This is a genomic window from Enterococcus sp. FZMF, from assembly GCF_030263915.1.
Classification (GTDB): domain Bacteria; phylum Bacillota; class Bacilli; order Lactobacillales; family Enterococcaceae; genus Enterococcus_D; species Enterococcus_D casseliflavus.
In genome coordinates this window covers 3,219,514-3,241,858 of record NZ_CP127160.1, presented here as the reverse complement: position 1 = coordinate 3,241,858, position 22,345 = coordinate 3,219,514, and the positions used below count along the sequence as shown (strand labels likewise).

18 protein-coding genes are annotated in these 22,345 nt (G+C 36.2%); 12 read left to right on the top strand and 6 right to left on the bottom strand.

Annotated features, from left to right (window positions below):
* Positions 1-61: 61 nt before the first annotated feature.
* Entirely contained in the window at positions 62-1,897 is a 1,836-nt protein-coding gene (locus QN079_RS15845; RefSeq protein WP_502875140.1) for an ATP-binding protein, read from the bottom strand.
* On the bottom strand, positions 1,890-3,302 hold the full coding sequence (locus QN079_RS15840; protein WP_289230104.1) for an SIR2 family protein: 1,413 nt from the start codon (positions 3,300-3,302) through the stop codon (positions 1,890-1,892). The genes QN079_RS15845 and QN079_RS15840 overlap by 8 nt, the downstream gene beginning before the upstream one ends.
* 797 nt (positions 3,303-4,099) lie before the next feature.
* Between QN079_RS15840 and QN079_RS15835 the strand changes: the two genes are divergently transcribed.
* The 4 genes from QN079_RS15835 to QN079_RS15820 all read left to right on the top strand — a co-directional run bounded on the left by QN079_RS15835 (position 4,100) and on the right by QN079_RS15820 (position 11,140).
* The gene (locus tag QN079_RS15835; RefSeq protein WP_289230103.1) at positions 4,100-4,939 is read left to right on the top strand and encodes a hypothetical protein; all 840 of its coding nucleotides are present in this window, start codon (positions 4,100-4,102) and stop codon (positions 4,937-4,939) included.
* Positions 4,940-4,961: 22 nt separating this feature from the next.
* On the top strand, positions 4,962-5,438 hold the full coding sequence (locus tag QN079_RS15830) for a hypothetical protein (protein WP_289230102.1): 477 nt from the start codon (positions 4,962-4,964) through the stop codon (positions 5,436-5,438).
* A 647-nt stretch (positions 5,439-6,085) separates the two neighbouring features.
* A complete protein-coding gene (locus tag QN079_RS15825; RefSeq protein WP_289230101.1) occupies positions 6,086-7,264 on the top strand; it encodes an IS256 family transposase in 1,179 nt (392 codons plus the stop codon).
* Between the two features lie 204 nt (positions 7,265-7,468).
* Positions 7,469-11,140 carry a bacterial Ig-like domain-containing protein gene (locus QN079_RS15820; RefSeq protein ID WP_289230100.1) on the top strand — a complete coding sequence of 1,224 codons (3,672 nt, stop codon included), beginning with the start codon at positions 7,469-7,471 and terminating at the stop codon, positions 11,138-11,140.
* A 527-nt stretch (positions 11,141-11,667) separates the two neighbouring features.
* Here the strand turns inward: QN079_RS15820 and QN079_RS15815 are convergent.
* Positions 11,668-11,895, bottom strand: coding sequence for a hypothetical protein (locus tag QN079_RS15815; RefSeq protein WP_289230099.1), 228 nt, complete (start codon positions 11,893-11,895; stop codon positions 11,668-11,670).
* A 175-nt stretch (positions 11,896-12,070) separates the two neighbouring features.
* Here QN079_RS15815 and QN079_RS15810 point away from each other — a divergent pair, with 175 nt between their 5' ends.
* The 4 genes from QN079_RS15810 to QN079_RS15795 all read left to right on the top strand — a co-directional run bounded on the left by QN079_RS15810 (position 12,071) and on the right by QN079_RS15795 (position 14,679).
* The gene (locus tag QN079_RS15810) at positions 12,071-12,319 is read left to right on the top strand and encodes a hypothetical protein (protein ID WP_289230098.1); all 249 of its coding nucleotides are present in this window, start codon (positions 12,071-12,073) and stop codon (positions 12,317-12,319) included.
* Positions 12,320-12,373: 54 nt separating this feature from the next.
* The gene (locus QN079_RS15805) at positions 12,374-12,988 is read left to right on the top strand and encodes a CPBP family intramembrane glutamic endopeptidase (RefSeq protein ID WP_289230097.1); all 615 of its coding nucleotides are present in this window, start codon (positions 12,374-12,376) and stop codon (positions 12,986-12,988) included.
* Between the two features lie 249 nt (positions 12,989-13,237).
* Complete coding sequence (locus QN079_RS15800; protein WP_015510556.1) at positions 13,238-13,588, top strand: winged helix-turn-helix transcriptional regulator; 351 nt, start codon at positions 13,238-13,240, stop codon at positions 13,586-13,588.
* A 146-nt stretch (positions 13,589-13,734) separates the two neighbouring features.
* Positions 13,735-14,679, top strand: a complete 945-nt coding sequence (locus QN079_RS15795) for an NADP-dependent oxidoreductase (protein WP_289230096.1) — start codon at positions 13,735-13,737, stop codon at positions 14,677-14,679.
* A 266-nt stretch (positions 14,680-14,945) separates the two neighbouring features.
* Here QN079_RS15795 and QN079_RS15790 read toward each other — a convergent pair whose 3' ends face one another.
* Complete coding sequence (locus QN079_RS15790) at positions 14,946-15,812, bottom strand: aldo/keto reductase (RefSeq protein WP_289230095.1); 867 nt, start codon at positions 15,810-15,812, stop codon at positions 14,946-14,948.
* A gap of 75 nt (positions 15,813-15,887) precedes the next feature.
* Positions 15,888-16,307 carry a MerR family transcriptional regulator gene (locus QN079_RS15785; protein WP_016608514.1) on the bottom strand — a complete coding sequence of 140 codons (420 nt, stop codon included), beginning with the start codon at positions 16,305-16,307 and terminating at the stop codon, positions 15,888-15,890.
* A gap of 387 nt (positions 16,308-16,694) precedes the next feature.
* On the opposite strand from QN079_RS15785, the gene QN079_RS15780 reads away from it, so the two are divergent.
* Entirely contained in the window at positions 16,695-17,147 is a 453-nt protein-coding gene (locus QN079_RS15780) for a GNAT family N-acetyltransferase (RefSeq protein ID WP_159161438.1), read from the top strand.
* Positions 17,148-17,758: 611 nt separating this feature from the next.
* On the opposite strand, the gene QN079_RS15775 is transcribed toward QN079_RS15780, so the two are convergent.
* The gene (locus tag QN079_RS15775) at positions 17,759-18,187 is read right to left on the bottom strand and encodes a hypothetical protein (RefSeq protein WP_289230094.1); all 429 of its coding nucleotides are present in this window, start codon (positions 18,185-18,187) and stop codon (positions 17,759-17,761) included.
* 152 nt (positions 18,188-18,339) lie between these two features.
* Between QN079_RS15775 and QN079_RS15770 the strand changes: the two genes are divergently transcribed.
* Genes QN079_RS15770 through gad form a run of 3 tightly spaced genes read left to right on the top strand, consistent with a single transcriptional unit; the run spans position 18,340 to position 21,840 of the window.
* On the top strand, positions 18,340-18,981 hold the full coding sequence (locus QN079_RS15770; protein WP_289230093.1) for a hypothetical protein: 642 nt from the start codon (positions 18,340-18,342) through the stop codon (positions 18,979-18,981).
* Positions 18,982-19,006: 25 nt separating this feature from the next.
* The gene (locus QN079_RS15765; RefSeq protein WP_010748933.1) at positions 19,007-20,416 is read left to right on the top strand and encodes an amino acid permease; all 1,410 of its coding nucleotides are present in this window, start codon (positions 19,007-19,009) and stop codon (positions 20,414-20,416) included.
* A 29-nt stretch (positions 20,417-20,445) separates the two neighbouring features.
* Entirely contained in the window at positions 20,446-21,840 is a 1,395-nt protein-coding gene (gad, locus tag QN079_RS15760) for a glutamate decarboxylase (RefSeq protein ID WP_128432573.1), read from the top strand.
* Positions 21,841-22,345: the final 505 nt, after the last annotated feature.

Here is a 22,345-nt window from a genome sequence, read left to right as displayed (position 1 = left end):
CATTATAAGTAATTTAGAGTAAAAAAGACGTTCAATTTTATGAACGCCAGTGATATTTTAATTATTCCCAAATATCAGTAAGTTGAATAGTGTCACTTTTTGGTCGAAGTGTATTATCTTCAATAAAATCAATTGATACAGGGATTGACATAGTTATAGCTGTTCCAGATATTATGCATACACCTTGGGAAAGTATCGGTAACATAGACTTTGAAATCTTGTCCAATGTAGAAATAGAATTGTCAATTATCTGTAAGTCTTTTTCGTTTACAAGTTTATGAAGAAAAAAATTATGAACTTGAGAAAGAATAGTTGGAGATATATCAGCCGGTCGTTGACTAGAAATTGTTAGAAAGAATGAAAATTTCCGACCTTCTTTAATTATTTCTTCAAATAATTCTAAGCGGTAATCTTTCCAACCTTCTTGTTCTCTTACTGATTGACTAGAAAGTATATTATGTGCTTCATCCACTATTAGATGAAAGCTTTTATTATTAATAACATTGGCTTTTTTATGCTTATCAAAGTACATTTTAGTGATTAGCAAAGATACTATTTTCTTTGCTTCTTGATTCAATGATTTTAAGGAAACAATTTGTAAGAATGGCTGGGATGGTAATTCATCTACAAGCTTTATATAATTTTTAATACTCCTGAGTCTCGTATCTATTCTTTTTATAAGCGGTTCGATATGTTCCGGGACTATGCTTCCGTACAATAATTCAGTAACTAATTGAAGTTTGCATCTAATTTTAAATTCATCTATTAGATCAAGTTCTGATGCTTCTATATAGGCTCTTATATCAGTCAGTCTAAGACTTTTTATACGATAAGAATCCATCGTTCCATTGAAATATATTTGGGGATTTTCCAGATAGAAACAACCGTTTTTAGAATGAACCTGAATTTTTCTCAATATTTCGGTATGACACGTGATATCGGAAAAGGACTCTTCTAATATATTAAGTAGTCTATTGAAAATATCTTTGTTCGGCTCACTATTTAATATGGTCGTTAATTGGGAAACGATCCAATTAGCTAAAGATATACTTCCTGTTCCATATCTATGAATGCTTTTTATCACTCTGCTCAAAAAAGGTTTCTGCGTTTGTTGAGTTGCTTGAAAAAGAATAGATAGAATCTCTTCATTTAAGAAATGATTTTTTTGAATCGGAAATTTTTGACCAGTAGTAGAGTTTGACGAATCCAAATTATGAGTTAACTTGTTTATTCCATCATTTGAAAGTCCAAATGAGAGAGGTTGGGTATATTCGTCATTAAAGTCTAAAATTAAGAATTTACTGTTTTCTTTCATCTTTGGTAAATTATTTAAATTAAACAATTCATAATATAACTTGTGTAGCGTATTCGACTTTCCGCTACCAGTATTTCCGAAGATTCCAATATGAGAAGCAAAAAACAAATTGACTGGTAAATTGATAGTGTTTTGTTCAATGAGACTTTTTCCAATTGAAACGAGATGTCTTTCATTTTCCGAATAATTGTTAATATAAATTAAATTTATGTCATTCTCATTGGGAATGATACAAGGGTTGCCTATCATTGGTAAGTAGGAAGAACCATTGTGAAAAACATTATTTTTTATATAACCTACAATTTGAACTTCCAAAATTCTTTTTATTGATTTTTTAGAAAACCTATTATCAAAACTTATGTTATATTTATTTATATTTGAAGTATCCCATATTGTTTCAGAGTTGATTCTCGCCACTATTCTTATGAAACCTTGTTTTATTATCATGAAGCTATTTACGCTTATGTTTTTTACGATTTCACCATTACTGATAAAACTTGAATGATTAGTATTATCGTAAGTAGCAATTTTATTGTTAAATCCATTGGCTTCAATAACTATTCCAATTTCTAAATCACTCAAGAAAATCATCTCCTTCATCTGCTAAAACGGAGAAATGTTTTTCATTGAAAGTATTAGTAATATCAGCTTCAAGCAGTTGATTAAGGGAAGAAAAATTTAAGGTGGCCATTGTGCTTCCATCTTCCTTTTTAATAAAAGAAACCTCTTTACTATATATAGTAATTTGTTCCTCATCAACTATGATATTGTTTGCGGCTAAATCTTCATCCCCAGATTCTTGTTTATATGTTTCAATGTCTATCTCTTTTAGGATAAAATCACTTGGCAAAACAAATTTGATGTTATTAGGGATTGTATTTGGGGTGAAATTAAAATTTGAAATAATCTCATTCTTATTTTTATCAGCAAAACAAAAAATAATAACTAGTAAATTCGGATTATTTAGCGATCGTTGAACTATTTCTGTAATGTGTTCGTCATAGAAAGAAAATCCAAAAACAATCAATGTGGTTTGTTCTTTTTCTAGTTCATAACTTAACAATCTTAGTAAGCTAAAATAATATTCATTTACCAATGTTGATTCAAATTTCTTTTTGGTCGGATAGACAATCTGCATTTCTGCAAGTTTATTTTCTATCTCACTTAGTTCGTTAGAGAAATGATCGCCTATCAAGTTAATGTCATCTTTGATATATTCAGAACTCTCTTCATTTATCAATTCAACTAGATCATCAATGGAGGTAAACCAATTTTTTAAATCTTCTTCCTCGGTTATAAACACCTCTATATCATCAAATAACGAATCAATTAGTGAATTTAACTCATGAATAGTATTAGGCGAAGAGTTTACTTGAATTCTTTTCTTATTGTCTCTTGAATAATGTGTCTGCCAATTAACTGACCCATGGCATTTAATTAGATTAATCGTTGGCATCTCATTTGAATAGTTATCAAATATACCTGAATACAATAACGTTTTGTTAAAATTATCAGTTTGTAATATTTTTTTTGTATATCCATTAGTTCCATCATTAAAATGAACTCTAGGATTATCCTCCAAAATGTCATCAATTGCAGCTTCTATAAAAAGATCATAGTTTGTAGTTATGATGTTAGTTCGTTTAGGAGATACACGACTATTCCTTACTTTCATATATTCAAGAATGTTGTGAATAAATCTCTTATATTGCAATAAAATTGAATACATTATCTTTTCGTCTTTACCATCATCTACTAAACAATCTTGTAAATAATCCACTAAATATATGTTATTAGCGATAGAGGTATCATAAAATAATGCTTTGATTAGTTGCTTCCCACTTTCATTAATACTACTATTTGTCAGGACATTTTCTAAGTTTCCCAATGATGAGAAAAAGGGTGTCGATGCACCAGCTCCTATCAAAAATGATATGTTTTTCTCCATAAGAACAGTTGATAAAAGCTCATTAATTTTTTGATTCATGCACTACCCCTCCACCATTTTCATGTATATTCATTATCTAATAGATTCAGATAACATACAATAACATAATGATAGGTAAAGGACAGTTTATCAATTTTTCTTTATTTAATGTGTTCAGTCTATCTCACAGTTTCTTCCTAGAGCTATCCAAAATATATCTACTACTTATAGCTGAAACAGTTCATAACTAAGTACTTTAATCAAGATTAATAGAACTTGTAGGATTTTTAATTTTTTTGAATACTTTCATATTTTTGATTGGCATTTTTCTTGTCAAAAAACAGGGTCTTTTTTTTGAATAATAGTAAGTTGCTTTTCTTTTATAAAGTTGATATTATTACTTCCAATGTACTGCAGGGAATTGAAATAGATTTTTATTCCTATGGGAATTAGTCTCTTAAAATGTTTGAAGAGCCATAATGTTAACGAAATATACTACCTCTTTTAGAACACATTTTCAGAACACATAAGGGTAAAATCTAATCAAATTCATTAAAAACTAAATCTATAGAAACACTGCCAAATCAAGCTATTTCACACTTATTCAATAATAAGAAGGGAAAACCAGGTCTTAAAAAAGCTCGTAAAGCTTCACAGTTTTCAAAACGTTAATATATCTTATATCAACATTTCAAGACATTTTCCATTTATTTGGAAAGTGTCTTTTTTTGTGTTTTGGGACGTTAGTTGGGACTAAGAATATACTAATCATAAAAATAAGCTTGTATTTTATGAAATCAAGAGGCATTATTTATTTAGTGGTAGTGCTACAACCACATTCGAAAGGAGGTTAGTTTATGAGTTTAGAATTAATAGAAAATTGGTTAAATTATTGTGAAGCAGAAAAAATCGAACCATGGCGTTATGACTTCAAAACTGAAAACCTAGTAAAAGGAGTTCAAAATCCCAATCCAATATTAAGAATATTTGAATGGTACATCAATTATGATAAAAAATATCAAGAAGGTGAAATCGAGAATACTGAACTTGCTAAAGAAATATATTGTAATTTGTGGAATATTGATAGGGAAATTCTTTTTTTAAAGCGACCGTTTGTAGATATAGATGTAATGAATTCATTTTGGACGATATATCAAAGATCTATTAAAGTAGATAAAAATCAAGACTTTTATAAGTGGAAGAAGAATAGAGAAATAAATAAAGAAACATTTAAATTTTTAATGAATAACTATGATAATTATAAAGAAACAAATGATAAATTTGAGGAATATGCTTCATTAACACATACAATTGGAAATTTTACAATTGAACCAAGAGGATTTAATATGGGACGTAAGAATTCAGACTATTGGGATTTAGGAATGATACTTCTTCAAAGTTTTTTTAATTGCTTGGATGGAGAAGAAAATTGGAAAAATTTTGTTGAAAAATACTTTTTGCATTCATATGTAAATAATTCAGAAGAGTATGTAGTTACAGAATTTTGGAATAGAAATGGTGTTAATCCTCGTAATAATGAAGATATAAAAAGCTTCATATCAAAAGCTAATTGGTGTATTGAAGAGCGTGGAAAATTAATGATAAAAAAACTTTGTGAAGATAGCAATTTAACACATTATAAATTTTATGATTTATATTTAAAAAATTTTAAAAAAAAATTCTCAGATGATCAATAGCAATGTATAAGGAGATTTGAATATGGCTAGAATTAATAAAACAGTAAGATTAGCACATGAAACGAAACTATGTATTGATGAACTAGTAAGTATTAAAGAATTGGAATTAAGAGAGGAATTAAGCAATGGACTGATTTTGAAACTAGAGGAGAGTTTGTTTAACACAAATGAAGAAATTCTGAATGGAGTTTCTTGTAATGTTGTTTTAAAAGTAACGAGCGGTAGTGTAATTGAACAAGCATATAGAAATACCGTAAAGTACACTAAAACAGATTGGGAAAAGATGAGAACTAGAATGGAGTCTGAATTATCACAGGTAGATTATAGTAAAGAATCATCTGTTACTCCCAAGTTATATATGAATGAAGAAGTATTGAATGGACTTAAACTTTACCAAGATGAATGGAGATATAATGAACCAGGAAAAAGACTAATAAGGTTAAGTTACGTTATTAAATTAGTAGTATTTGCTGAGTATTTTAATCAAAAGTATATTTAGATGAATTTTGTCTAGATATTTTTTTTATTCATATTGTTTGCATGTGCTACCACTGAGATTAGAGGTTTGCTCCATCAGGAATTGCCGATAGTTATTCTGAATTTACTAAAGAAAATTATGATGAATCTATGAAAAATAATATTCAAATTAGATTCAGTGGATATATGCAATGAATTTCACTATATTTGGTGATGTTCATAGAATTGGTTGGGATCCAACGAATGAAAATATTATAAAAACAGTTGATAATAAAACATATCAAATTCTGTTTGATTCTTCTTCGAGTAGTTATGACTCATTAGAAGAAAGAAGTAAACTTTGGTCGGCATTTGAGAGAAGATACTAAGAAATAAAATATATAAATTTGAAACATCTTTCAACAATTTGCAAGGTGTTTTTTTGTTATTTAGTTAAATAGGTATTGTTCTGAAATTTTGATATACTATAAAAGAGAGTTAAATCAGTTCATAATCATATAGACGGAGAATACGAAAAAATAATGGAAAGTACATATTAAAAGAAACAAGAAGTTATAAAATCGAGAGTGTAAAATATTTTGTGTAAATGAATAAAACCATACAAAAAAGGAAGTCCCTTCTGTAGAATAAAGTTAACGACAACCAATTCACAGAAAAGAGGACTTCCCTATGAATGATTTTACTACAGAAATTGTACAAACTCTAGTCACTAAAGGCGATTTAAATGAATTATTCCGGTCACACTTAGAAAGAGCGATAAACACTCTCCTACGGACAGAATTAACGGCTTTCTTGGATTATGAAAAATATGACCCCACTGGTTTTAATTCCGGTAATTCGAGGAACGGTTCTTATTTTCGATCAATCAAAACCGAATATGGTGAACTAACCTTGGAGATACCTAGAGATCGAAATGGTGAGTTTAAACAACAAACTTTACCAGCCTACAAAAGAACAAACGACACATTGGAAACAACCATTATCCATTTGTTCAAAAAAGGCGTTACGATGTCTGAAATCGCTGATTTAATCGAAAAAATGTATGGACATCATTATACTCCACAAACCATGTCAAACATGACTAAAGTGTTGACTGAAGAAGTAAACGCATTTAAAGCCAGAGCCTTAAATGATAAGTATGTCTCTATTTTTATGGACGCTACTTATATTCCACTAAAACGTCAAACCGTGTCAAAAGAAGCCATTTACATTGCCATTGGAATACGAGAAGATGGTACTAAAGAAGTACTAGGTTATGCGATTGCCCCGACTGAGTCAACACACGTTTGGAATGAGCTACTACAAGATATTAGCTCCAGAGGCGTTCAAGATGTCTTGCTCTTTATTACGGATGGCTTAAAAGGTATGAAAGATACCATTCATAAAATTTATCCGAAAGCAAAATACCAACACTGTTGTATCCATGTATCTCGTAATATTGCTCATAAAGTACGTGTCAAAGACCGAAAAGAAATCTGTGATGACTTTAAGACTGTTTATCAAGCCAATTCAAAGGAAGAAGCGAGTACCTTCTTGTCCTGTATGGTTGAGAAGTGGCAGAAAACTTATCCTAAAGTGACGCAGTCGCTCATAGAAAACCAAGATTTATTGACTTTCTATGAGTTTCCGCCTAGTATTCGCAGAACCATTTACTCAACCAATCTGATCGAGTCATTCAATAAGCAAATCAAGAAATACAGCCGCAGAAAAGAGCAGTTCCAAAATGAAGAATCATTAGAACGTTTCCTAGTATCCATCTTTGATACATACAATCAAAAATTTCTAAGCAGAAGCCATAAAGGTTTCCAGCGAGTAACCGATACATTAGCTTCAATGTTTAATAAGTGACAGATTATTTTGCAGAAGGACGATTTATTTACACAAAAATATTGACGCTCTCTATAGGTTACGCACTTCTAATATACACATTATAAATCATAGCATTTAGCAAATAATTTTATGTAATAACCTTAGTTAGGTTTTTTCTAATAAATTAAAATGTGTAGTTTAATGCTAAGATGCCGTTTGTTAAATCGAAACGAGGAGAAAAAAATGAAAAATAAATATATGCACCTTTTTTTAGTTGGATTATTGTTTGGGTCAATTGTAATGAATCCAGTACAAGCATTGACAGATACGCTCGGAACGGAACCTGATCAAGAACGAGAAGGCAGCAATCTTTTATCGGAATCTTTGAACAGCTATGAAAAAAGTGAAAATCAGGAACCGGCGCCTGATAACAAAGATGTATTTTCTGAAAGTGAAGCTAAGGAAAACCTTTTAGAGAATGAAACGTTAAGCAGTCTAGAAGATGATGCTACTAGTAATGAGGAGCAATCGGATAACAGTAAAGAACTATCTGAAAGCCAGTCATCTGGATCCGATACGAGTGAAAGTGTGACAGATAATGCTGACCAGAATCAAATACATAAAAAAGACTCGAAGATGCTTATGACTCCAATGGAAGCTTCAGAGATGTTCACTTACGACTTAACAGTTGAATATGATCCTCTTAAGGTTCAACCATTGGTAATCGACTTACCCATTCCTGAAAAATATATAGAGGATGAACTATATTTTCGTCTTCTGTTAGGTGGGGATGACGGAAATTTTTACGAGTACAAATCGGATCAGCAATATTTCATGACAGGTTCATCACATAGCAATCCAGTAATAGGAGTGAACACTTTACAAATGTCATGGAGTAATTTTACTCAAGGTTGGAGCCCAGATGATTTTGAATATTTTGGGTTTACTGTGGTTATTCCTTACAAAGATGCTAACGGGAATGACCTATTTACAGCTGCATACAATATCCGTTTTACAAACAGCCACTTAACTATTAAGTATGTAGATGAATCAGGTAATGAAATCTACCCTTCACGTCGAATTGATGATAGTACAAATCAGCCCTATGACGTTTCAACTAGTGACTACATTCCAGAAATTCCTGGATATGAGCTAGATACAAGTAAGTTGCCTTCTTATGCTATTGGAGTATTTCAACGTGGTGAATTTACTGTTACCTATGTTTATCAGAAAGCGCAAATTGATTATACCGATATTTCGATTAAAGATAGTACTATTCATACACAGGACACATGGTCACCGATTGATAACTTTATCGAGGCTTCATCAAAAGAAGGGAAACAGCTAAATTATGAGGAGTTTTTGGCAAACGGCGGGATTGTTTCTGGTACAGTAGACACACAGACAGCGGGTACTTATACGGTTAGTTATACTCTCAATAATCTAACCAAGAATGCGACAATAGTTGTTAAGCCTAGGCTGACCGCCATAAATGTCTCTGATTCAACGATCTATGTGGGGGATAGCTGGGAAGCAGAAGATAATTTTGATAGTGCGTTAGATAAAGATGGCAATGATGTTGATTTTTCAGCTTTAACTGTCGATGCCAGTAAAGCCGACACGAGTAAGGTAGGCAGCTTTGAAGTCACCTATACGTACGATGGTGTAATGAGTACAGCGATTGTTACGGTTAAAGAAAAAATGACCGCCGTCAATGTCCATGATTCTACGATTTATGTGGGAGACAATTGGGAAGCAGAATATAATTTCGATAGTGCGTTAGATAAAGATGGTAATGATGTTGATTTTTCAGCTTTAACTGTCGATGCCAGTAAAGCCGACACGAGTAAATCAGGCAGCTTTGAAGTCACCTATACGTACGATGGTGTAACGAGTACAGCGATTGTTACAGTCAAAGAAAAAATGACCGCCGTTAAGGTCCATGATTCTACGATTTATGTGGGAGATGATTGGGAAGCAGAGGATAACTTTGACAGTGCGTTAGACAAAGATGGCAATGATGTTGATTTTTCAGCCCTAACGGTCGATGCCAGTAAAGCCGACACGAGTAAATCAGGCAGCTTTGAAGTCACCTATACGTACGATGGTGTAATGAGTACAGCGATTGTTACGGTTAAAGAAAAAATGACCGCCGTCAATGTCCATGACTCAACGATCTACGTGGGGGATAATTGGGAAGCAGAAGATAATTTCGATAGTGCGTTAGACAAAGATGGCAACGACGTTGCACTTTCAGATCTGACAGTCGATGTTAGTAAAGCCAACACGAGCAAAGCAGGGAGCTTTGACGTCACGTATACGTATGATGGTGTAACGAGTACAGCGACTATCACGGTCAAAGAAAAAATGACAGCCGTCAACGTCCATGATTCTACGATCTACGTGGGGGATAACTGGGAAGCGAAAGATAATTTCGATAGCGCGTTAGATAAAGATGCTAATCCGGTAGATTTCCAAGATCTTGCAGTTGATGCCAGTGAAGCCGACACGAGTAAATCAGGCAGCTTTGAAGTTACCTATACGTATGATGGTGTAACCAGTACAGCGATCATTACGGTCAAAGAAAAAAGGACCGCCGTCAATGTCCACGATTCCACGATTTATGTGGGGGATCCATGGCAAGCAGAGGGTAACTTCGACGGTGCTTTGGATAAAGATGGTAATTCAGTAGATTTCCAAGATCTTGTAGTCAATGATAGTGAAGCCGACACGAGTAAAGCAGGGAGCTTTGAAGTCACGTATACGTACGATGGTGTAACGAGTACAGCGATTGTTACGGTTAAAGATAAAATGACCGCCGTTAATGTTCATGACTCAACGATCTACGTGGGGGATAACTGGCAAGCAGAAGATAACTTCGATAGTGCGTTAGATAAAAATGGTAATTCAATAGATTTCCAAGATTTGACGGTTGATGCCAGTCAATCAGATACAAATAAAGCAGGCAGTTTTAAAGTCACGTATACGTACGACGGTATAACCAGTACAGCGATCGTTACGGTCACAGAAAAAATGACCGCCGTCAATGTCCATGATTCTACGATTTATGTGGGAGATAATTGGGAAGCAGAGAATAACTTCGACGGTGCTTTGGATAAAGATGGCAACGATGTTGACTTTTCAGCCCTGATGGTGGATGACAGTAAGGCAGATACGAGTAAAGCAGGTACCTTTGAAGTCGCGTATACGTATGATGGTGTAACGAGTACAGCGATTGTCACAGTTAAAGAAAAAATGACCGCCGTCAATGTCCATGATTCTACGATTTACGTAGGAGATAACTGGGAAGCAGAAGATAATTTTGATAGTGCGTTGGATAAAGATGGTAATCCGATAGATTTCCAAGAACTGACGGTCGATGCTAGTAAAGCAGACACGAGTAAAGCAGGCAGCTTTGAAGTCACGTATACGTACGATGGTATAACGAGTACAGCGATTGTCACAGTTAAAGAGAAAATGACAGATGTCAATGTCCATGATTCTACGATCTATGTGGGAGATAAATGGACGGCAAAAGAAAATTTTGACAATGCATTAGACAAAACAAGAAAGAAAGTCGTGTACGAAGACTTGACAGTAGACGCCAGTCAAGTTGATACGAGCAAAGCAGGTAGCTATGAAGTATCGTATAGTTATGATGGAATTACGGTAACGGCTACAGTCACAGTAAAAGAAAAACCTAGCCAAGAAAAACCTGAAGATGATTCAACGCATACGACACCAGAACAAAAGAAAGAGAATCGGAAAAAAATAACTTCTGATAGTAAGAAACAGGTAACACTTCCTAAAACAAATGAAACTAAATCAGTAGTTGAATTAGTAGCAGGTGTCATAATTGTGCTTCTAACAGGTGTAATTTTCTTTTGGAAAAAAAGAAAAGCGAATAAAGTGTAATGTCTAAAAAATAAAGTATTCGGAATTTATTTCCGGGTACTTTATTTTATTTGAAAAAGACTTCAGCCAAGCTTCTCTTTCTTGCTAGGGGAGAGATAGAAACCCTCACAGAAGCCATGTAAATTTATTTCATAGAGGATCATATCTTCTTACATGGAGGATGTTAGGAAGGTACTGACACCATTCTCATCAAAGAGAGGGACACCTTTCAATAACTAATTATATTAAGTAGGAATTTTCGGTAGTAAGGTTAGCGTACTTGATAAAATCATGCCTCCCTAAAATCAACCTTTGATCAACTCTACCAGCACATCAGCGGTTTCCTGTGGGTGGCTGATTGGAAAATGATGACCCAATGGCAGATCGACTATTTTAGTCGTTTCTCTTGGCGGTAAATAGCTTTTATCCTCAGTTCCCCATATGATCGGAATTGAAGGGTCATTTCTTTTAACAACCGATTTAGTTGAAGTGTTGTGTTGACTATCCGTGAAGAACGAACACTCTTCTTCACTCTTTTTAAATATTCACTAGAAGAGGCTGCTTCGTCTATCAGCAGTTTTTTTTGTGAAATAGGCGAGTAATTGTCGTTCAGATGCATGTCTTAAAGCTAATTTACTGAGCCATGTTGCAGGGACCGAATCGGTTTTGTGAATAGGTGGTTGTAAAAGAATCAGTTGATCGTTCTCTGAAAAGAAGCGCTGTTCAGCGGCTGTTTCGATCACTTTGTTTTTATTTGAACGTTTAGAATTTGCCATAATAGAACTACATAGTACTAATTGAGTCTTGTCAATTTTTTGTTGACCGATTGATTCATTTTCTTTTTATTGTTTTAAAATTAATGTTAAAAAATAATTTAAGGTTCTTTTTTAATGGTTGGTATGTATAATAAGAACATACAGTAAGAAAATGTATGCTGAAAAGAGGACTCTTATGAAAAAATTTGCAATTAGCTGTTTTTGGATCAGCCTTTTTATGACGATCGTTGGCTTTTTTTTACAGACGATTTTGATCCCTATTCAAGATTTTGACACAATCAGCAAAGAAGAACTTAAGAATATCCAACTTGACCTCGCTATTAATTATCCATTAGGAACTGGTATGCTCTATGTCGGGCTTCCTTTGTTAGTATGCTCGAGTGGTTATTTGATTTATTGTTATTTTAGAGATAGGAAGAACTGAAAGAAGAGTAAGAATATCTGGAGTATAAAGCTTTCGTTCATTAGGAGGGATAAGTTGAAAAGAGGGTTATTTTTATTGTTTTATGTCCTATGGAAGGGGCTAGCAATACGTGGCATTCCTTCTTCTTATGCAAGATATTTGATGAGTTATAATCATATTGGGATAAAATTACTATTCATTTTATTCGGTACTATACTCTTTCGTAATTATTTAGTAGAGAGTTATCAAAAGATAAATAAAATTGCGCTAATAAAAATCGGTCTCATCGTACCTACTAGTATTATCCTTACCATCGGTTTAATTAATATTCTTTTATTTCGTGATCTCAATGCGTTGATTTTTGTTTATCCCTCAGATCAACGAACCCTTCCCTTTGTATTTGATGCCCTTTTGCTAGCACCTGTTTTTGAGGAAATGCTTTATCGATATTCACTGATTTATGTTGGAGAAAAACGATGGTTGAGAATCATCACTGCTGCCGGAAGTCTCTTGCTTTTTACTCAGAGTCATATTGAAAATGTGAACGGGAATCTTTTTGCTCTTTTTCCTTACTTTGTCATAGGGTTTTATTTGACGATCACCTATTTACGTAGGGGAAATATTTGGGAATCCATTTTTGCACATAGCTTCTATAATTTCGTTGTGATGTTAGCAGCCATCTTGATCTAAAAATTACTGTGCAGTGGCTGTCTATAAGCGTAAAGGAATTGAGGATAGCTTGGCTGTACGCTTAGAAGCTCTAAAATTAGGTTGATTGAAGCCGATTTGAGAGTTCAGATAAGCGTTACGGGCTTGCTATTTTTTGCAGTCGTTATATACTGATGTCTATACTTCATGTTTTCGTATGTCGTCATCATTTCGGTAGTATTGCTGATATGAAAGACCGCAGCAAAAGTGAGCGAATAGGAGGAAGTAGTGATGCAGCAAACAGAAGAAACTGAATTATTTGTAGAATGTCCAGTGGCTAGCGTCCAGAAGGTCGTACGCGGCAAGTGGTCCATGGTCATCTTGTCCTTTTTACGGCACAAAACGCTTCGTTTCGGTGCGCTTAGTCGTAAAATGCCCATGGTGACCCAAGCAAATTTGACAAAGGAATTGCGCATGCTTGAAAGCTATGGCCTCATTCATCGTGAAGTCTATCCGCAAGTGCCGCCAAAAGTTGAATACTCACTGACCGAAATGGGGCATAAATTCATGCCAGTTTTGGATGCCTTAGAAACATTTGCTTCTACCTATGAGTCAGAAAACGAAAAAGTAGTCAATCCTTGAAGCGTTCAAGGATTTTTTTTGTACCTGAAATCCGTATGATTACACAAATCTATTGAAAACGATAGTACCTATCAAAAAATATGGTACTTTTTATTATTGAGGTAACAGGTCATAATGAAATCATCTTAAGAAAGAAGGTTTTTTTTATGAAAAAAATGATATTGAATCAATATGGCTCTGTAGATGTGATGCAAATGGTTGAAACTGCTATCCCTGAGCCAGCTGCTAAACAATTGGTGATCAAAACCGCAGCGATCGGCGTGAATGATCCTGATATTGTTATTCGTGCGAATGGACCATTTCCAACGATGCCAAAAGAATTGAAACCTGTGCTTCCACACTCTTTGGGACAAGACTTTTCTGGTATCGTAACAGCTGTCGGAGATGATGTGACCCGCTTTTCAGTAGGTGATCATGTGGTTGGGATGGCGTTTATGAGTACATATTCTGAATACATTTTGTTAGACGAGTCAGCAGTTGTTGCTGCTGTACCGAAGGAGCTGGGCTTGGTGCCGCTAGGAGGATTTTTCCTTGGCGTAGCCACAGCTTATGGTGCAACCATTCGTGATGGTCAAGCAAAAGCTGGACAAAAAGTACTGATCCATGGCGGTGCTGGCGGTGTCGGGTCTAAAGCTGTTCAGCTGGCAAAACATGCCGAGGCGTATGTCATAGCAACAGGCAGCGCTGAACAAGCTGACTATATGAAGGAGTTAGGGGCAGATCAAACGATCGATTATCAGACAGAAGATTTCACAAAATTGGTTTCTGATGTCGATTTAGTGGTCAACTTGACTGGTCCTAAAACATTGGAGAACAGTTATCAAGTAATCAAAAAAGGTGGACGCGTCACTTCTGTTAATGCGCCAATCAACCAAGAAGAAACGGAGCGTAGAGGAATTACTGGTATGTATTCTATGGGGTTCATGACTGTTGAAGAGCTGGAAAAAGTCATTGATCTTTATGCGCAAAGAAAACTTGATGTCCTTGTAGACAAGACATATCCCTTTGAATTAGAAGCAATCAAGCAAGCTCACCTTGATTTCGAAGCAGGCGGAAATACTGGCAAAAAGATTATTGTCTTTGATAAATAGGGAGTAGTAAATAGAAATCGTACAATAGAGATTTTAAGAGCGAGCGTAACAGAACGCTGTCCGTTGTTTAGCTACAAGCACAGTGCTCCAGAGAAATGAGTTTAATCGATGGATTCTTCAGTTACTTGATCAAGGCAGAATTTCCAAAAATTTTGTAAGAATTACCATGAAAAGAGACAAGATACAACTCAGTAAGAACCAATACAAGTCCGCTTCCTTTCGAAACGGAAGCGGACTTGTATTGGTTTCCTTCAATAAAAACCCTATTAGTTTTCAGTATCTAACATCCGATTCATAAACCATTCCACTTGTTGGGGGGCATCGTGGTCAAAGAATGCGGACTCTTTTTTATCTAAAGCGGCTATTTTTTCAATGTCTTCCTGGGAAAGCTCAAAGTCAAAAATAGCAATGTTTTCAACCATCCGTTCTGGACGAACTGTTTTTGCTAAAGCGACGATCCTTCTTTGCATCAACCAGCGAAGCACAACTTGACCAACCGTTTTGCCATATTGCTTGCCAATTTCTGCTAATGTCGGATTGGTAAATAGGTCATGGCGTCCTTCTGCAAAAGGTGCCCAAGCTTCCACTTGGACGTCATATTTTTCATGCCATTCCTGATCTTCCACTCGTTGATTCCAAGGGTTCACTTCGATTTGATTGATTTGAGGTTTCACCTCATTCAAGCCGACAAACTCGATCATCTTAGCTGATTTGAAATTTGAAACGCCAATTGCACGTAATTTCCCTGTTTTTTGAGCAGCAACCATTGAGCGCCAAGCACCATAAATATCTCCATATGGTTGGTGAATAAGGTAGAGATCAAGATAAGTCAATCCCATTGTTTCAAGCGAATGCTCAATCGTTTCTTTAGCTTTATCTTCGGAAGCTTGTAGAATAAATAATTTAGAGGTAACAAAAAGTTGTTCTCGAGTGACTAGACCTTCACTGATGGCACGCTTGATTCCCTCGCCGGTTTCTTTTTCATTTCCATAAATAGAAGCAGTGTCGATCAGGCGATACCCAGCTTTGATTGCTTGGTAAACAGCTTCAGCTGTTTCTTCCAAAGGAATTTGATAAACGCCAAATCCTAGTTGCGGCATGGTGACACCATTATTGAGTATGATTGTTTGCATAGTGTTTCCTCCTCTAATTTTCATTACATGTTCTATCCTAAACCTTGGAGTTAGGTCTATAGCAAGTAAAAGATGTTACTTTTTTCGTTCCCATAATTTTTCCACTTTATCAGGAGTCATATTTCCTGCTTTGAATTTTGCGATATGCTCATCATACGTTTCTATCTTATAAATAAGCAGGTCTCGTACTTCCTGCATTTCTGCTAACTTTTTCTCTAATTCTTCGAGTTGATCGGCTAAAATCTGTTTCTGAGCTTTTTCGACATTTTGACTTTCACGTACTTGTGCCAATTGAGCAAATTCAATTAGCGATTCGATGGACAATCCTGCATTTCGTAAATGTTTTGCTAGATAGATCCAGTTTAGATCATTTGTTGTGTACACCCGATAGCCACTCTCATTGCGTTGAACAGGTGGGATCACACCGACTCGTTCATAATAGCGCAATGTGTCTACGCTCAAATCAAACATTTCCGCTGCTTTTTTTATATTCATCGTTGGTTCTCCTTATCTTTTTCTATAAGTAATCATAAACCCTGAAGTGGACTCTAAGGCAAGTGGTTTAAACTCGTTTATTTAAAAGAATATATTTTGTTCGTTATGGCGACTGGGAAGAAAAAGCTACAAGCATTTTTATTTCAACAGAATGATTTGAGCAATCATCAGTATTGAAAGCTCCTTTCTTAGTGTTTTTCAAAGCAAGTCATACTCTCTTAGAAATTATTGTTTCATTATCTATATGAGCAAGGCATTTTTCATCCATAGATTTTAAATAAATCCATCTCATGTTATGATGATGATGAAAATTCTTAACTTGGATCAAGGAAACAATCGGTTCTTGTTATGAAAAACGAAAAAAAGCTGATGAGAGTGTGACTATCCATGAATATAAAAGAAGTAAATAATATGAATCAAAAGTTAGAGCAACAAATCATTGAAGTTTGGGAGAGTTCTGTTAAGGCGACGCACACCTTTTTGTCAGAGTCTGAAATCCAAGCCATTAAGCAATACATTCCAGAGGCATTGCATCATGTGCCGCATTTGATTGTCGTAGAAAGTGAGCATGGAGAGCCAGCTGGTTTCATGGGGATCTCGGATCGAAATCTTGAAATGCTGTTTATAGCAAATGAACAAAGAGGCAAGGGCCTAGGAAAGAAACTCTTGGCATACGGGATGGAAAACTATGCTGTAAATGAACTGGGAGTAAATGAACAAAATCCTCAGGCGAAAGGATTTTATGAGCATATGGGATTTGAGGTATACAGAAGAAGCGAGTTGGACGAACAAGGAAATCCTTATCCGATTCTTTATATGAAGAAAGTTGCTAAAAAGTAGCTGTTTTTTTTATTCTTTGTTTTTGAGGATGGCTTGGCTGAATGCCTAGAAGATCTAAAATTAGGTTGATTGAAGACGATTTTAGAAACAAGATAAGCGTCACAAGCTTTTTATTTTCAGCAGTCGTTATATACGACTGTCTATCATTCATCATTTTATAGGTCGTCATCATTTAGATTACGCTGGTAATGTGAAAGGCTGCTACCCAATCAAGTCAGCTTCATTTGCAATGCCTCCAAAAAACTTTCCAATTTGAATAAAAAGCTCACCCCAAGCAGCCCCCGAAAAATAGTTTCGGGGGCTGCTTGGGGTTTGGGGGGCTTAGCTTGCTAAGCAATGATCGATCACTAAAAAATGATCAAAACAGAAGAGGCAATTTTTTGTTTTCAATCAAAAAAGTTTGATCGTTTTATCAAGCAGAGGATGGCACAAGTAAGTGGAAAGTAGGTAGTGGCTATTTTTTGTGTTCAGGATGGGGAAGTAGATTTGTTTAGGATACACGTGAGGATAAACGTTTGAGGATCATTTGTTTTTGACTTACCTATGTGCCATCACTGCGAAAACCCTGTGGATGAAGGCGTCGTGTACGACACCAAATACTCGGATGAGAACTAAGGACGGTTGATTGCCCGTGCCTGACACGCTTTTTCTAACCGCAAAGTCGTAAGGGCTGAAGAGCTGCAACGCTGAGTAAGTTGGCTGCCCCGTGCGGTTTTTGGTGTTTTTTGAACCCTACAAGCTGCTATTGCTGCGCGTCTATTCGTCGCAAGCTTGGAAGGCTTTCTCAGAAAGTGACCGTCAGCTGTCAGCACGTTGTCTTTTGCATCAGGAAGCATCAGCGTTCCAACAAACCTTTGTGACCCAGAAGGCACCCACTCATTTTTGGCAACTTTTATCCGAGAGATCGTTGCGCTAGAAGTAGGTCCGTCCGTACTTTCCAGACAAAAGGCAGCTGAAAGTGGGCTGATACCCAACAAAAAGGTGGTTATGACGAACACAAGCGCTCTCAAAAAACTCAGTCCTTTCTTTTCAATGGTCATTGTTCTTATCTGCACTTCATGATAGCACCGAAACGCGAAGTAATTTTCGCGTTTTTTTGTTTTTAAAATAAAAAATTAGATATTCGCTTTTTTTAGATAAATGGTATACCTGAGATGGAATAAAAATAATAAAAGAAAGGACAGGATTTACAATGAAAAAAACATCATTAGTTGCAGGTTTCGTTTTAGGTGTAGGTGTTTTGTTCACTCTAGGTGCGTGCTCAACAGTGGAAGAGTCAGGGGAAGTGGTCTCTGGGTCAAGAACCGAAACGTTGATCAGTGATTCTTCAGATGAGGTGATCGTGGGAAGTGAAAAATTGAGTGATGACGGGTATTTTGAAGAAATCGTTACCAAGGGGATCGATCCGAAAGTCAAAGATGTTGTTTGGTATGAAACGAATTATGAAAATGCTGGTTGGGATCACATTCGCTTTTTAGTGAACCATGTAAAAATCGTGAATGTAGAAGCGTTCAAACACAAAGACAAAGAATACAAAACATTGCTTTCACTGAAATATCAATTGTTTAATGAAGATTCGAAAGACAAAAAAATCAAACCTGACAAAGCATATTTGGTGTTGAATGATGGCAAGAAAATTGAAGCGGAAGTATTTGTGGACTATTTAGATGATGAAATTTTGACCCATGACAAACACAAAGATGGCTTTATTCACTTTAAAGTAGCACAAGAACAAAGTTTGCCAGCGATCAAAGCAATCGAAATCGAATTTAAAGCAGATGGCGATCTGACACATACGTACCATATTGATCTTTCTTCCGCTGCTGAAAAATAGTATCTAACGATAGGAGGTTGAAAAAATGGATACTAGCAAGAAAAAACTATCATTGTTGAGTTTTTTTGCGATAACTGCTTCAATGGTGATGACGGTATATGAGTATCCAACCTTTGCGACATCGAAGATGAATCTAGTTTTTTATTTACTCGTCGGCGGTTTCCTCTGGTTTATCCCTGTGGCCCTTTGCTCTGCGGAGATGGCTACTGTAAAAGGATGGGAAAAAGGGGGACTCTATACCTGGGTCTCAAAAACATTAGGGAGAAAATGGGGCTTTGCTGCCATTTTCTTCCAATGGTTCCAAATCACGGTAGGCTTTATTACGATGATTTACTTTATTGTCGGGGCGCTTTCCTATGCCCTAAATTGGCCGGCTCTTAATACCAATGTTTGGCTGAAGCTGATTGCCACTTTAGTGATCTTTTGGTTGATTACGATCTCACAATTTGGCGGAACAAAAAATACCGCGAAGATTGCCAAAGTAGGGTTCTTTGTGGGGATCGTCGCAACTGGGATCATACTTTTTATCCTAGGAATTGTCTACATTGCTCAAGGAAATCCCATCAAAGTTTCCTTTGGATCAGGCGCTTGGATTCCTGATTTTACGAAAATCAATACGCTGGTCGTTTTTGTTTCCTTTATTTTGGCCTATGCAGGGGTTGAATCTTCTGCCAGTCACGTAAAAGACATGGATAATCCTGGAAAGAATTACCCGAAAGCCATTTTGATTTTAGTCGTAGCGACGATCCTTTTGGATACGCTCGGCGGGGCAACGGTGGCTGCTACGATTCCCCAAAATCAATTGTCTCTTGATACTGGTGTGATTCAAGCCTATTCTTATTTGATCCATCATTTTGGCGGTGGGGAATGGCTGGTTCGTTTGATTGCCGTGGTCATCTGTTTAGGTGTCATTGCAGAAATTGCCGCTTGGGTGGTCGGCCCATCAACGGCGATGCTTGAAGCAGCTGAAAATGGCTTGCTGCCAAAACAAATGGCAAAAGTCAATCAACACAATGTCCCAATCAATATCGTTTTGGTGCAAGGCATCATTGTTTCTATTTGGGCGGTTGTCTTGACATTAGGCGGCGGGGGCGCCAATCTATCCTTCTTCGTTGCGATGGCTTTGACGGTCTGCATCTATCTGGTTGCTTATGTCCTCTTGTTTCTTTCGTATATTAAGTTAGTCAAAGAAAAAGACGACTTAACAAGAACGTATCATATTCCTGGTGGGAAAAATGTGAAAATCGGTGTTGCGATGGTTGGTTTGCTTGTTTCTATTTTTTCTTTCTTTATTTCCTTCTTTCCACCGAGCGATATCGGATCGGGAAAAGGCGGAACCTATTTAGCCATCTTGATCATCAGCTGGCTGATAATTGTCGTGATACCGTTTGTCATCTATAAATACGTAGGTGAAAAAGCAAGCGATAAAAAATAAAAAGCACAACCTATGAGGAGGAGAGCTGCATGTTATTTAGTAAAAAAAATCGAAAAGAAGCCCAATATTTGGAACCTATCTATGGGAATGAGGCAATGGATCGGGCGATCCCTATGTACAAATTGCCAAAAGAGTCCTTGGTACCGCGGGATGCCTATGAATTAGTCAAAGATCAATTGATCGATGAAGGGGTCTCCAGACAAAATTTGGCGACGTTTTGTCAAACCTACATGGAACCAGAAGCAGTCAAAATCATGAGTGAAACCCTTGATAAAAACGCCATCGATAAAACCGAGTACCCACGGACAGCAGAAATTGAAAACCGCTGTGTCAACATGATCGCTGATTTATGGCATGCACCAGAAGCGTCTGATTTTATCGGTACATCAACGGTAGGCTCAAGTGAAGCGTGTATGCTAGGTGGATTGGCCTTGAAATTTGCTTGGCGCAATCGGGCAAAAAAACTTGGTTTAGATATCAATAAACGAAAACCAAACTTAGTGATTTCTTCTGCCTATCAAGTCGTTTGGGAAAAATTCTGTGTCTACTGGGACATTGAAATGCGGACGATCCCTATCGATGAAGAACATGGCAGCATCAATGTCGAAAAGGTCACAGACTATTTAGATGAATATACGATCGGGGTCGTCGGTATCTTAGGGATCACTTACACTGGACGATACGATGACATCAAAGCACTAGATAAGAAATTAGAGGAATACAACAAACACACCGACTACAAAGTCTACATCCACGTGGATGCGGCTAGTGGTGGATTGTACACACCGTTTATGGAACCAGAGCTTGAATGGGATTTCCGTTTGAAAAACGTTCGTTCCATCAGTACGTCTGGACATAAATATGGGTTAGTCTATCCTGGTATCGGTTGGGTGCTTTGGAAAGAAAAAGATTTCCTTCCAGAAGAATTGGTCTTCAAAGTAAGTTATCTTGGCGGTGAAATGCCAACGATGGCCATCAACTTTTCAAGAAGTGCCAGCCAAATCATCGGACAATATTACACCTTTATCCGCAATGGGTTTGAAGGCTACCGCTTGATCCACAAAAAGACCAGCGATGTTGCCCAATATTTAGCAAAAGAGATTGAAAACATGGGCTACTTCGATATTTATAATGATGGGTCACGGTTGCCGATCGTCTGCTACAAATTAAAAGAAGATGCCGACATTTCTTGGAATCTGTATGATTTGACGGATGAATTTGCCATGAAAGGCTGGCAAGTCCCTACCTATCCATTACCTGATAATCTATCACATATCAATATCCAACGCTTTGTCTGTCGGGCAGATTTAAGTATGCAAATGGCAATGGATCTGGTGCAAGACATGAAAGAAGGAATCGAGCGCTTGAACAAGCGACCAAGCCGTCATGTTTCATCTGATCAAACCTATGGCTTTTCACATTAAGAAACGGTATCGCTAGAAACCCGTTCATTGCTTTTTTCAATGAATAAAAAGACCCTTTATGAAACGTTTTTTGCAAGACTGAATGAACAATGGTTTATAGAAAAATCAAAGGCGGTTGCATCGACTGCCTTTGATTTTTTTGTTTATACGAACGGGTAAGCACTTGATAGGGTCATTTTTTAAGAGAAAGTAAAAAAAATGGCGCTTGATAATGTCATTTATTGACATTTCTAGCTTGTGATAGTATTAATTATTATGGTCTAAATATATTTTTTTAGAGAAGCATGTTTTACATAAACAAAAAGAAAATCCGAGAATATTGTCGCGAGAAAATTCTGAGGAAAGTTCGTCTGGCAGGGCGCATTTTTGTTCGTTCGTTTTGGTTTATTTGGGGAGTAAGTGAAGGAAAAGTATGTGTAGAAAGGGCATGTTTTTACTACATTTGTTTGTTTCATAGGGAATGTACTGCTATCTTTTTCTGTAAATTGGTTGTAACTATTCGAAA